This is a genomic window from Gordonia sp. LMA484 (genome assembly GCF_058129505.1).
Window position 1 is genome coordinate 4,397,917 of sequence record NZ_CM176700.1, and the last position, 12,412, is coordinate 4,410,328.

The window sequence follows — 12,412 nt, forward strand, 5'->3', positions numbered from 1 at the left end:
TCTCAACTCGCCCTGTCGATCCAGTCGCCCAGCCGATCTCAGTCGGCGTCGACGAGTTCGAGAATGGTCGCGTTCGCCTGTCCGCCGCCCTCGCACATCGTCTGCAGTCCGTAACGCAGACCATTGGCCCGCATGTGGTGGATCATGTCGGTCAGGATTCGGCCGCCGGACCCGCCGAGTGGATGGCCGAGCGCGATCGCACCGCCATTGGGGTTGACCTTTGCCGGGTCGGCACCGATGTCCTTGAGCCACGCGAGTGGGACGCTGGCGAACGCCTCGTTCACCTCGAACACGCCGATGTCCTCCAGCGCCAGACCCGACTTCTCGAGCACCTTCCGGGTGGCCGGAATCGGCGCGGTCAGCATCGTGACCGGATCATCGCCCACCACCGTCAGCGAGTGGATCTTGGCAATGGGACGCACGCCGTGGCGGGTGGCGGCCTCTTCGCTCATGATGAGCAGCGCGGACGCACCGTCGGAGATCTGGGAAGCGTTGCCCGCGTGAATGACACCGTCCTCTTTGAACACGGTCTTGAGCTTGGCGAGCGACTCCTGCGAGCTGCCCCGACGGATGCCCTCGTCGCGGGTGATCACGTCACCGTCCGGTGTCTTGACCGGAACGATCTGCAGGTCGAAGAAGCCGGCGTCCTGTGCGGCCGCGGCACGCTCGTGCGACTGCACCGCGAAGGCGTCGAGCTCCGCGCGAGAGAGCCCCCAGCGCTCGGCGATCATCTCCGCACCGATGCCCTGATTGGGCTTGACCCCGTCGTAACGCTCCATGTAGGCCGCGCTGTACGGCGAGCCGGGGAATGTTGCGCCCGATCCCATCGGCACCCGCGACATGGACTCCACGCCGCCCGCGACGACGACGTCGTAGTGTCCGGCCTCCACGCTCGCCACGGCGAAGTTGAGGGCCTGCTGCGAGGACCCGCACTGGCGGTCCACGGTGACACCGGGAACCGTCTCGGGCCATCCGGCCGCGATCACGGCGTTGCGTGCGATGTCGTTCGCCTGGTCCCCGACCTGCTGAACGCATCCCCAGATCACGTCCTCGACGACCGACGGGTCGATCCCCGCGCGTTCGACGACCGCGTTGAGGACGACGGCGGACAGGTCGGCGGGGTGAACCGTCGACAGGCCGCCGTTACGCTTGCCGACGGGCGTGCGGACTGCTTCCACGATGACCGCGGTCATGATGTGCTCCTTGATGTTTCGGGGTGGATGTGCGCGCGGATCGGATCAGACACGCGCGGCCTCGAGATCTGCGACGACCTCGAGCAGTCGGCGCCTGTCGACCTTGAGCGACACGCCGCGCGGAAGTTGGTCGACAGTGTGGATGACGACCGGGACCTCGTAGGCGGTCAGCTGGCCGCGCACAAACGTCTTGAGGTCATCTTCGGTGGGCGGCGCAGCCCCGTCGACGAGTTCGACAACAGCCACCGGCACCTGACCGAGTCGCTCGTCGGCCCGCCCGAACACGCAGGCGTCGAGGACGGCGGGATGCGCGCGCAACGCGTCGGACACGACCTCCGGGTGGACCTTGAATCCACCACGGACGATCGCGTCATCCGCGCGGCCGTCGATGTAGAGGAAGCCGTCGTCGTCGAGATGCGCGAGGTCACTGGTGCGCAGCCATCCATCGGCGCCCGAGCCGGTCTGACCGGCGCGCACCTCGAGGCGACCCGTCTCACCCGTCGCGAGCACGGTGCCATCGTCGCCGACGGTGCGCAGATCGACTCCGGGGAAGGGTCGGCCGACGCTGCGGCGCTTACTCGACCACCACTGCGCGTGCAGCGGTTTGGTCCATCCGGCCACCGCGCCGGAGAACTCGGTCGCTCCGTAGACGATCAACACGGGGATCTGGTACTTGCCGATGAACTCGTCGGCGAGATCCGGGCTGACGAACGCTGTACCCGCGGTGACGGCGCGCAGGCTCGCCAGTTTCTCGGCTGGCACGTCCGCACTGAGCACCGAACGCATCGCCGCGGGCGGCAGGCTCGCGATGCGCGGCTTGTGTTCGGACACCGCCCCGACCCAGCCGTCCACGGTGAATCGTGAGAGCAGGACGAAGGGGCGCGCCTCGGTGAGCGCCTGCAGGACGGCCCACATGCCCCCGATGTGCACCAGTGCCAGGACAACGAGAGACACTCGCCCGGTCAACGGTTCGCGCTCGGGACCTGCCGCGCCGGTGTGGCTGTGGACCGCGGACATGGCAGCGTCGAGTTGGCGCCAGGTGAGCGGCACGCGCTTGGGCGGGCCGGTGGTACCCGAGGTGAACATCTCGACCGCGACCGGATCCCGTTGGTCGATGACGTCGGCAAAGCTGACGCGCGGGCCTCCGCAGCGCTGTTCGACGCGTGCACCGTCGACGGCGAAACCGAGGACTCCGGACTCGTAGGCCGCATCCGCGAATTCGTCCTCCTCCCACAGCTTCGACGGGGCGAGGACGACCTGCGGGTCGGAGTTGCGCAGGTCGCTCGCGATCCGGGCCGCCGGCTGCATCGGGTTGAGTGTGACGATCGTGCGGCCCTTGCCCAGGATCGCCACCAGCGCCGCGATCGACTCGACCCGATTCGCGAGCACCACACCGACGCGGGAGCCTTCTCTGCAGCCGACCCGCACGAGGGCCTCGTCGATGCGTTCGACAAGGTCGCGGATCTCCCCCCAGGTGGACCAACGTCCTTCGTGCTGAACCATGTTCGCGCTGTCGGGGGCCGACCACAGCGCGCCGATCCCGTCTCTGATTCCGGCCACTGACCGCCTCCGGTTCCGCCTAGGGCGAGAGTCTGATCGCGTCGATTGACGCGTTGAAATGAACGTAGATCACATAGTTAACTATGACTACTCCTCGTTCCGCAGAATGAGAAGTCGTCGCCACACAGGTCAGCGCGGCAGACCGAGTCCCCGCTCGGCGATGATGTTGCGCATGATCTCCGAACTCCCGCCGGCGATCGTGTACGCGCGGGCGTACAGGAACTCGTCCTGCCACCGACCGTGATCGACCGCGTGCGGATCACCCTCGACGAGAATCCCGGCCTCTGAGCAGAGCTCCACACCCATACGGGCGATCTCGACGCCGAGTTCGCTGAACATGAGCTTCGCCATGGGGCCGTCCGACACGCGTTCAGCCTTCCCGGACCAACGACTGATGTTGGCGTACACGAGTGCCGACAGCGCCTCGACCGATGCGGACAATCCGCCGAGTCGCTCCTGCACGGCGCCGTCCTCGATCGCGGGTCTGCCGCCGATCGTGACTCGCCCGGCGAGCTCGACGAGCGCGGCGACGTTGCGCCGCAGGCGGACCGCATTGGCTCCGACGCCGCTGCGTTCGTGTCCGAGACTCGAGTTCGCGATCGTCCAGCCCTGGTTCTCCTCGCCGATCAACGCGTCGGCGGCCAACTCGACGTCGTCGAGGAACACCTCGTTGAAGTCCGACGTCCCGGTCATCTCGCGAAGGGGTCGCACATCGACGCCCGGCAGCCGCATGTCCACGACGAACGCGCTGATGCCACGGTGCTTCGGCGCATTCGGGTCCGTCCGCGCCAGCAGATACCCGTAGTCGGCCCAGTGGCCGTTGGTGGTCCAGACCTTCTGACCCGATACCCGGAACCCGCCGTCGCTGGTCCGCGTGGCCTTGGTCCGCAACGAGGCCAGGTCGCTACCCGAATTCGGCTCGCTGAACAACTGGCAGAAGATCAGCTCACCAGACCGGATTCCGGGCAGATACTTCTCGCGCTGCTGTTCAGTGCCGAAGTCGATCAGGGCGTTCGACACGAGGTTCGCCGCTCCCTGGACGGCGGCCGGGGTGCGTGCCCGCGCGAGTTCCTCCCCGACGACCACGTCGCGTTCGGGCTCGTGCGCGGGACCGCGCCCTCCGAAGCGTTCCGGCCACGCCCCGCCGACGTACCCGGCGGCGAAGAGCTTGTGGGTCCACTCCTTCAAGAGCGCGAGCTCGTCGGTGTTCTCGGCACTGCGCACACCCGCCTTGGGCGCGATGTCCGGTGCGTTCTCCGCGACGAACGTCCGCACCTCGCCACGAAACTCTTCGAGCTCCGGGGTCATCCCGTAATCCATGTCAGCGGACCTCGTACGCCCGGGTCGGGACTTCCGAACGCACGACCTGTGCCTTACCGATCGGATTGCCCAACGAGGTGTAGGACATGCCGGTCGCGAGGGCTTGCGACCGCGTCGCGTCCTTCGACTCCCAGATCGCCCGCACACTGCCCTGAATCGCGGCCGGTGGCTTCGCGGCGATGCGCGATGCCAGGTCGCGGGCACGATCCCACAACGATTCGCGCGCAACGATCTCGGTGACCAGACCGATCTCGTACGCACGCTTCGCGGACATCCGCTCGTCCAGCCCCAGCAGGACCATGCGAAGCACCTCCCCGATCGGGATGCGGTGCGCGAGGCCGATTGGCTCGAGCGCCGCGACCAGGCCGTAGGAGACGTGCGGGTCGAAGAACTGTGCGTCGTCACTCGCGACGATGATGTCGGCTTCGTTGATCCAGTACAGCGCGCCGCCGGCGACCATGCCGTGGACCGCGCAGATCAGCGGTTTCCAGCAGCCGTTCTGCTTGGGCGACAGGTCGGCGCCCGGGTCACGACGGCTGAACACGTTGTCGGACACGTAGGTGCCCTCCTTGACGTCCATGCCGGTGCTGAAGGCCCGGTCACCCGCGGCCCGCAGGACGATCACGTGCACGTCGTCGGTCTCGGACGCGAAGGCCCACAGCGACCGGAACTCGGCGCGCATCTCGTTGGTGAACGAGTTCATCCGATCCGGCCGGTTCAGCGTGATCGTCAGGACGTGCTCGTCGAGCTCGGCGATGACCGTGGTCAGTGTCTCCAGATCCACAGTTCCTCCTGCGGGCGTTCGAGTGCTCGGCACCCGCTCATTGATGAATGTGCCGACCATCGCGTCAGGCCTGACCGGAACGCTTCTGGGCGCGCAATTCGCCGTGCCGCTTGAGCATCTGCGCGGCGATCAGCTCCCACTCCGCGGGCGCCGTCGGCAGGACCGCGAGCCCGGACTCGCGGCTCGGCAACGAAATGGTCGCGGTCGCGGGACAGGTCACCTCGCCACGCTGACTCGTACCCCGGAACTCCACGTCGACGAGGTGACGGCCGCCGTCGACGCGCTTGCCGGTGACCTCACCGGTGAAGTAGTGCGTGTCGCCGAGGTAGTTGAACTTGCGCATCTGGCTCGACATCGACTCGATCCAGCCCTCGTCGCCCATCCAGTCGGTGAGGTAATGGGTCAGCCAGCAGTCGCGCATCATGCCGTAGTCGTAGGCGGCGGGCAGACCGATCGACCGGGCGTACTCGCTGTCCCAATGGATCCGCTGGGCGACGTCGGGCACACCCTGCTCGTTCGGGATGTAGAAGGCGGCGATGCGCTGGCGGTTCTTGTATCCGAGTCGTCCCGCGGACGGCGTGTACGGCGCGAAACCGTATCCGCCGGAGTGGAAGACCATCATGTCGGTGGCCGTCAGTGGCCCCTTGACCAGGTTGCCGAGCGAGTCGCCGACCTGTACGTCGTCCCAATAGCGGGTCTGCGCCCCGCGCGGGGCCTCGGCGGCATAGAGCGCGTCGATCGCGTCGATGTCCTCCGGCGTATAGGTCGCCGCCTCGATGGCGTCGTACTTCTTGCGCTTCTTCGACTCGTGCCGCTCGGTGTGGATCGTCAGGACGCGCTGCGCCTGCACCACCTCGGCACGCTGGTTGAACTGCACGTGGATGCGCGTGACGAACAGCGAACGACCCGCGAACTCCGACTCCTTGAGTTCCACCTTCTCGAACCCGTGGAATGCGTAGACCGTGTCACCGTCGTAAACCGGTCGGTACCAGTCGGTTTGACTGCCCGATACGAACACGTGGATGCCTCGGAAGGCAGGACGACGATGCTCGCGCGGCATCTTGTCGGCGTGCAGGTCCTTGCGCAGCGCGATGTTGATCATCGGCGGCGCGATCTGCGCCCCCCACCGGGTGTCCTGCCCGTACTCCTCGTCGACGAACAGCGGGTTGTCGTCGCCGTAGGACCGCGCGAAGTTGCGGATGACGTCGGGTGTGGCGCGGCTGAACTGCTCGCGCTGGGTGACGGCGTGATAGATGCCGCAGATGTCCTTGGCGCGCTGGATATCCGAGTCGAGAAAGGTGTAGATCTCGGTGTCTTCCTGCGACTTCTCCGCAGTGGTGGTCATGGGTTCCTCCGTGATCGGTGGGCGCGAGCTGAGCCGTCGCCGGTGATGCGCCCGGAATCGGGCAGTCGGTTGTGGGAAAGGGGAACGCGCATCGGACTCACACGGATGAGTTCTGTTCGGCGAGGCGGTCGACGACGTGCCGACGCACGAGCTTGCCCGTCTCGGTCCGGGGAAGGTCGTCCCAGTACACGATGCGTTCAGGGGTCTTGCTGCTGCGCAACGAACTCCGGACGAACGACCGCAGCTCGTCGGTCTCGACGGTTTCGCCGGGGCGGAGCACCACCGCCGCCTCGATCCGCTGGCCCCATTCGTCATCGGGTAGGCCGACCACGGCGACATCCGACACGGCGGGATGCCGGAGGAGGACGTCCTCGATCTCGGCGGGCGCGATGTTCTCCGCACCGCGGATGATGGTGTCGTCGACGCGACCACCGACGAAGAGGTATCCCGCTTCGTCGAGGTAGCCCTTGTCGCGGGTGTCGAAGAAGCCGCGATCGTCGACCATCCGCCCCACGCCGGCATACTCGGCCGAAACCTGTTCGCCCGCAACGCAGATCCGGCCGACTTCGCCGGGGCCGAGCACATCGTCGTCGCCACGGATCTCGATGTCGACGCCCGGCACCGGAATCCCGACGGATCCGAGGCGCGCCCGGACGGAAGGATCCGACGACGCGATCGCGGCGCGATGCTCGTCGGGGCCGAGAACCGCGATGGTGGAGCTGGTCTCGGTGAGGCCGTACGCGTTGACGAAGCCGACCTCGGGCCACAGCTCGAGCGCGCGCTCGATGACTCGCGTCGGCATGGGCGCACCGCCGTAGGCGAGTCCGCGAAGGGTCGGGATCGACGGATCGGCGCCGGAGTCGACGATCCGTGCCAGCATCGTCGGCACCACCAGCGCGTTCGTGATGCCTTCGGTGCGCACGGTGTCGAGCCACTGTTCCGGCGTGAACTGCTCCAGGACCATGGTCCGTCGCCCGGCATACAGATTGGTGATCACGTTCGCCACCGCCGCGATGTGGTACGGAGGAACGCTGACCAGCGCCGCGTCCGACTCGTCGGCGTTGGCGAACTCGACGGAGCCGAAGACGTAGGACGTGAGGTTCTCGTGGCGGAGGAGGACCCCCTTGGGCGCGGACGTCGTGCCCGAGGTGTAGATGATCACCGCAGCGGCATCCGAGTCCGATTCGCCGACCTCGGCATCGGCGACCTCGGCGTCGGCGAGGTCGGCCAGCCACTGTGCCGGCGTCCGGACCCCGAGCCCGGCACGCTCGAGCACCTCGACCTGATTCTCATCGGCAATGCCCATCGCGTGAGGGTGGTTGGCGAGCAGCGCGTCGAGCTGTTCACCTCCCAGCCGGTAGTTCACCGGGATGAGCGGGACCCCGGCACGTGCCGCGGCGAACATCGCTACCGGGAACGCCGGCCCGTTGACCGCCAGGTACACAATCGAATCGGCACCCGACCTGCGTACCGCCCGGGCGCCGATCGTGGCGAGTTCGTCCAATCGAGAAGCCGTCAGGCCCCCGGAACGCGAGCCGATGACAACCCGGTCTCCGAAACCGTCCACCGCCATATCCAGCAGCATGGAAATATTCACGCGTCACTCCACTCGTCTTTCGGTGTCGAAGCACTCAGTCCGAGGACGGGAGAGGCTTCGCGGCCTTGATCTCCAGCACCGCACCGTCGAGCGCGAGTCGGCCTTGACCGCCCTTGGTACACAGCACCTCCAGCCCGGAAGCGTCGTCGACGTAGCGTTTACCGAGAAGCGCTCCGCCGACGTGCTCGGCATCGATCCCCGATCCGTCCCCGGTCGAGCTCTTGCCATCGGACATCGGGATGCCTCCGCACGTCAACGTCACATCCCCCTCTGTGGAACGCACTACGACGATCGTCGTGGTGTCGACTGCACTGGCCAAGGACTGGCCGACCTTGAGAATCACGATTCCTCCATTTCACGGGCGAATTCCGGTGGGCGCCGCAGCTCGGTCGCCCTTCTGTGGCGACCCGGCGTGAACTACATAGTTTAGATAGTACTATAAGTGAACTAGGAGCTTCACGGATTCTCCGGAGAGATGAGGACAGGACATGAACATCAAGGGCAAGAAGGCCGTCGTCGTCGGTGGCGCCTCGGGTATGGGCCGGGCGACCGCCGAGACACTCGCCGCCGCCGGAGCGGATGTCGCGATTCTCGATCGTGAGAGCAGCGCGGGCAAGGAGGTCGCCGACGCATTCGGCGGTACCTTCCACCCCATCGACATCACCGACTTCGAGGTCGCCGAGCAGTCACTCGCGAACGCCGTGACCGCGCTCGGAGCCCTGCATGTGGCGGTCAACACCGCTGGTGGCGGAACCGTGAAGCGGACGCTGGGCCGCAGTGGCCCCCACGATCTGGAGAGCTTCCAGAATGTCATCAACCTTAATCTGGTCTCGACGTTCAACCTGAACCGACTGCAGGCGTTCCACATGTCGCACAACGAACCCGAGGACGACGAGCGCGGGGTCATCATCAACACGTCGTCGATCGCCGCCTTCGAAGGCCAGATCGGACAGGTCGCATACAGCGCCGCCAAGGCCGGCATCGCGGCCATGTCGCTGGTCATGGCACGCGACCTGGGTCCGCAGGGCATCCGGGCGATGGCCATCGCACCGAGCTTGTTCGCCACCGGCGCCACCGCCAAGTTCACCGACGAGCAGGTGGCCCCCCTCGTCGCCGACGCCGCGTTCCCCAAGCGCATGGGTCGTCCGGAGGAGTACGCGAAGCTCGCCCTCGCCATCGTCGACAACCCGATGCTGAACGGCCAGGCGCTGCGCCTCGACGCCGGACAGCGATTCGCGCCCCGCTGAACCACCGCTTCCCGCAGTCCGTGTCCGGCCGTTCGTCGGACAGGGCTCGGCCGAATGGGCACGAGCCGCCCAACGACCGTGATGTGTCCGAGTGAAAGAACCCTCCATGCCTCCGACACCCGGGACCGGCCCACTCTCCTCGATCGATCGCCCACCCGTCAGCGGTATCCTCGCCGTCCGGCCATGCGGACCGGACACCTTCCGTGGTGACTCGTACACCCGGGCCCGCCGCGTGTACGGAGGTCAGACGCTCGGACAGGCGATGACCGCGGCCGGGCGGACCGTTCACAACGACCACCGGCCGCACTCTCTGCACGGCCACTTCGTCCACCCGGGCCGCCCCGACATGCCCGTCGACTACACGGTCGAACGGATCCGTGACGGCGAGAGGTTCACCACGCGGCAGGTCCGGGCCATGCAGAACGATCAGACGATCCTGACCGCGATGGTGTCATTCCACCGGACCGAGGCGGGGCTCGAGCACCAGGACACCACCGCGACGCCCGGACCCGCACCGGAAGAACTCCCCCACTTCGAAGACAGTGTGAGTGCGGCCGATCTCGGCGATGCCCGCTGGCTCAGCAGGCTCCTGTCCACCGTCGGCGTGGAGTTCCGATTCCCCGAAGAGTATCCGCGCCTGGCGAACAGACGCGGCGAACCGCGCCCTCCGGTGCAACGCGCGTGGATCAGGACCTGCGAGGCGCTCGACGACGACCCGCTCACGCACGCCGCAGGTTTCTCCTACTGCTCGGATCTGTTCCTGCTCTCCGCTGCGTTGCCGCCGCATGCCCGGCACATCGACAGTCCGGGCCTGCAGTTCGCAAGCCTCGACCACGCGGTATGGCTGCATGCGCCCTTCCGCGCCGACGAATGGCACCTGTACGAGCAGCACGGCTACTGGATGGGCAATGGTCGTGGCATCAGCAGCGGCCGACTCTTCGATCGCGACGGCACCCTGCTCGCCAGCACGATGCAGGAAGGGCTGCTTCGGTTCCGATAGGCCCCAGACGTCAACCAGACATGGCCGAGGGCGATACGGCCCGGCTCACCGGAGACGAGCCACCAGCTCCGCGACGGCGCTGTCGCGCATCACCTCGGGCCGCACCAGCCACGCCTCGTTCGCCGTCGCTCTGCGCAGCAACAGGTGGGCGGGATGCTCCCACGTGAATCCGATGCCTCCGTGGATCTGGATGCATTCCTCGCCCGACCGCACGGCCACGGTCAACGCCTCCGCACACGCGAGGTCTGCTGCGACAGCAGCATCGGGATCCGACGCCGGTAGGTCCGCCGCGGCCAGCACCTGGCCGCGTGCGCCCTCCGCGCCCACCAGTAGGTCTGCGCACTTGTGAGAGATCGCCTGGAACGAGCCGATCGCCTGACCGAACTGCTGCCGCTGACCCGCCCACTCGACGGCGAGCGCCAACGCCCGGTTCGCGACACCCACGGAATCCGCCGCGATCAGCAGCTGGGCATGTCGACGGGCTGCGGCGAGCGCGTCCACCGCGGCCGTTCCCGATGCGACCACCGCGGCCGGCACGTCGACGAACGAGACGGTGCCGACCGTGGCGGTGAGGTCGATCGACTGCTGCACCGTCACCGACGCGACGGACCGATCGACCGTGACCAGACGGAGTTCGCCGGTGTCAGCGTCCTGCGCTGCGACCACCAACACCTCGGCTGCGGGAGCACCGGCCACCCGGTCGACCGCTCCCTCGAGTCGATCTCCCCTCAGCACGGGCAACCCGGCGTCGCAGGCCCAGCCGCGGTCGTCGATCGGAACGACGAAGGCGGCGGGCGCACCGGCGATCACCGGGGCGGCGGCCCCGTCGGCATCGCACGCGTCGGCATCGCACGCCAGCAGCACCTGCAATGCGATCGCGGTCGGCACCAGTGGGACGGGCGCGAGGTGGTAGGCCGCTTCCTCGACGGCCGCACACAGCAGCCGATCGGGCGCTGCACCTCCGCCGAGTCGCTCGGGAGCGGACAGGCCGGGCAGCCCGAACGCCACCAGGTCGCGCCACAACGCTCGATCGTAGTCGCCGGGATCGGCTTCCCGCCCAAGGACTTCGTTCGTGTCGACGCGCGCTGCGATCGCTCCGCGCAGTGCCTCTCGAATCGCGGACTCGTCTTCGCCGGGTGCCGTGAGCGGACGACCCGGGATCACGGTGCGTGGACGCGTACCCTCGCCGCGATGCGACGGCAGCCCCAGAACTCCCTCCGCGATCGTGTTCCGTTGGATCTCCGAGGTTCCCGCGCCGATCGTCGCGGCACGCGACATCAGGTAGCCGTAGGTCCACCGGCCGTTCTCCACGACCCCGACCGAGCGCGCACCCAACACCGCGCCGTTGCCGGTCAGCCGCAACGCCAGCCGGTGCAGATGTTGCTCGAACTCGGATTTGACCAGCCGGTTCACCGATGCGACACCGCCTGGATCGCCACCGCGCAGGACAGCGTCGAGCGCCCGTGCACTGTTGGCGGTGATGCTGCGGACCGATGTCTCCGCCCGTGCGAGCTCTTGCCGCACCAGTGGGTCGTCGGCGTAGCCGCGATCGACCGCGAGACGCACGACCTTGTCCACGGTCGAGCGGTACCGGAACTCGTCGGCGAGGAATGCGGTTGCCCGCTCATGGCCGAGGGACGTCCGCATGATCGACCATCCCTCCCCCTCCTCGCCGAGCCGGTTAGCCACCGGTACCACGACGTCGTCGAAGAAGATCTCCGCGAAATGATGTCCGCCCGCAGCGTCGCGGAGCGGACGGACCTCGATGCCGGGAGCATCCATCGGGATCAACAGGTACGTGATCCCCGAGGTGCCCCGGCCCGCCGGCCCGGTCCGGACGAGGGCGAACATCCAGTCGGCCCGGTCCGCCTTTGTGGTCCAGACCTTCTGCCCAGTCACCCGATACGAGTCGCCGTCACGGACCGCCCGCGTCGCCAACGAGGCGAGATCACTGCCCGCACCGGGTTCGGAGAAGCCCTGACACCAGAACTCGTCAGCACGCAGCAAGGGTTCCAGGAAACGATCTCGCTGCTCCTGTGTGCCGTGCACGATGATCGTGGGCGCGACGATGAACGACATCGCGCAGGGATGCTTCGGCGCGCCCGCACCCGAGGTCATCCGGTAGTAGTCGAGCTGATCCTCGAGGGACAGCTCCATACCTCCGACCGCGGCCGGCCACCCGGGCGCTGCCAGCCCCGCATCGACCAGCTCGGACTGCCAAGCGATCGACTGATCCAGTCTGTCGCGCGACGTGGTGGGTCTCGGTCTGCTGCGGTAATCGTCGAGCAGCGCGGTCAGCCGAGTCCGCCAGTCGCCGATACCGTCGTCCACCGCGACCGCGGATTCCTGCCGCTTCACGTCGCCAC

At 67.5% G+C, this 12,412-nt stretch carries 10 protein-coding genes; 2 read left to right on the top strand and 8 right to left on the bottom strand.

The genetic code is table 11. From position 1 onward, the window contains the following. Window positions 1–38 precede the first annotated feature (38 nt). The 7 genes from AC4AMJ_RS19490 to AC4AMJ_RS19520 all read right to left on the bottom strand — a co-directional run bounded on the left by AC4AMJ_RS19490 (window position 39) and on the right by AC4AMJ_RS19520 (window position 8,142). A complete protein-coding gene (locus tag AC4AMJ_RS19490) occupies window positions 39–1,196 on the bottom strand; it encodes a thiolase family protein (protein ID WP_489918470.1) in 1,158 nt (385 codons plus the stop codon). A gap of 42 nt (window positions 1,197–1,238) precedes the next feature. Beyond that, window positions 1,239–2,753 carry a class I adenylate-forming enzyme family protein gene (locus tag AC4AMJ_RS19495; RefSeq protein ID WP_489914089.1) on the bottom strand — a complete coding sequence of 505 codons (1,515 nt, stop codon included), beginning with the start codon at window positions 2,751–2,753 and terminating at the stop codon, window positions 1,239–1,241. 129 nt (window positions 2,754–2,882) lie between these two features. Next, entirely contained in the window at window positions 2,883–4,073 is a 1,191-nt protein-coding gene (locus AC4AMJ_RS19500; RefSeq protein ID WP_489914091.1) for an acyl-CoA dehydrogenase family protein, read from the bottom strand. Window position 4,074: 1 nt separating this feature from the next. Further along, window positions 4,075–4,857, bottom strand: a complete 783-nt coding sequence (locus AC4AMJ_RS19505; RefSeq protein WP_489914093.1) for an enoyl-CoA hydratase/isomerase family protein — start codon at window positions 4,855–4,857, stop codon at window positions 4,075–4,077. Between the two features lie 64 nt (window positions 4,858–4,921). Next, window positions 4,922–6,202 carry an FAS1-like dehydratase domain-containing protein gene (locus AC4AMJ_RS19510; RefSeq protein ID WP_489914095.1) on the bottom strand — a complete coding sequence of 427 codons (1,281 nt, stop codon included), beginning with the start codon at window positions 6,200–6,202 and terminating at the stop codon, window positions 4,922–4,924. A gap of 97 nt (window positions 6,203–6,299) precedes the next feature. Next, window positions 6,300–7,799, bottom strand: a complete 1,500-nt coding sequence (locus tag AC4AMJ_RS19515; protein WP_489914097.1) for a class I adenylate-forming enzyme family protein — start codon at window positions 7,797–7,799, stop codon at window positions 6,300–6,302. 34 nt (window positions 7,800–7,833) lie between these two features. Then, the gene (locus AC4AMJ_RS19520; protein ID WP_489914099.1) at window positions 7,834–8,142 is read right to left on the bottom strand and encodes a hypothetical protein; all 309 of its coding nucleotides are present in this window, start codon (window positions 8,140–8,142) and stop codon (window positions 7,834–7,836) included. Between the two features lie 145 nt (window positions 8,143–8,287). Here AC4AMJ_RS19520 and AC4AMJ_RS19525 point away from each other — a divergent pair, with 145 nt between their 5' ends. Further along, a complete protein-coding gene (locus tag AC4AMJ_RS19525) occupies window positions 8,288–9,046 on the top strand; it encodes an SDR family NAD(P)-dependent oxidoreductase (protein ID WP_489914101.1) in 759 nt (252 codons plus the stop codon). Between the two features lie 106 nt (window positions 9,047–9,152). After that, window positions 9,153–10,046, top strand: a complete 894-nt coding sequence (locus tag AC4AMJ_RS19530) for an acyl-CoA thioesterase (protein WP_489914103.1) — start codon at window positions 9,153–9,155, stop codon at window positions 10,044–10,046. Window positions 10,047–10,091: 45 nt separating this feature from the next. Here AC4AMJ_RS19530 and AC4AMJ_RS19535 read toward each other — a convergent pair whose 3' ends face one another. Next, window positions 10,092–12,404 carry an acyl-CoA dehydrogenase family protein gene (locus AC4AMJ_RS19535; protein ID WP_489914105.1) on the bottom strand — a complete coding sequence of 771 codons (2,313 nt, stop codon included), beginning with the start codon at window positions 12,402–12,404 and terminating at the stop codon, window positions 10,092–10,094. Window positions 12,405–12,412: the final 8 nt, after the last annotated feature.

What these genes read in the sequence shown, in the direction of transcription:
- AC4AMJ_RS19500 (WP_489914091.1), bottom strand. Translation starts at nt 4,073, where the DNA reads ATGGATTACGGGATGACCCCGGAGCTCGAAGAGTTTCGTGGCGAGGTG.
- AC4AMJ_RS19510 (WP_489914095.1), bottom strand. Translation starts at nt 6,202, where the DNA reads ATGACCACCACTGCGGAGAAGTCGCAGGAAGACACCGAGATCTACACC.
- AC4AMJ_RS19525 (WP_489914101.1), top strand. Translation starts at nt 8,288, where the DNA reads ATGAACATCAAGGGCAAGAAGGCCGTCGTCGTCGGTGGCGCCTCGGGT.
- AC4AMJ_RS19530 (WP_489914103.1), top strand. Translation starts at nt 9,153, where the DNA reads ATGCCTCCGACACCCGGGACCGGCCCACTCTCCTCGATCGATCGCCCA.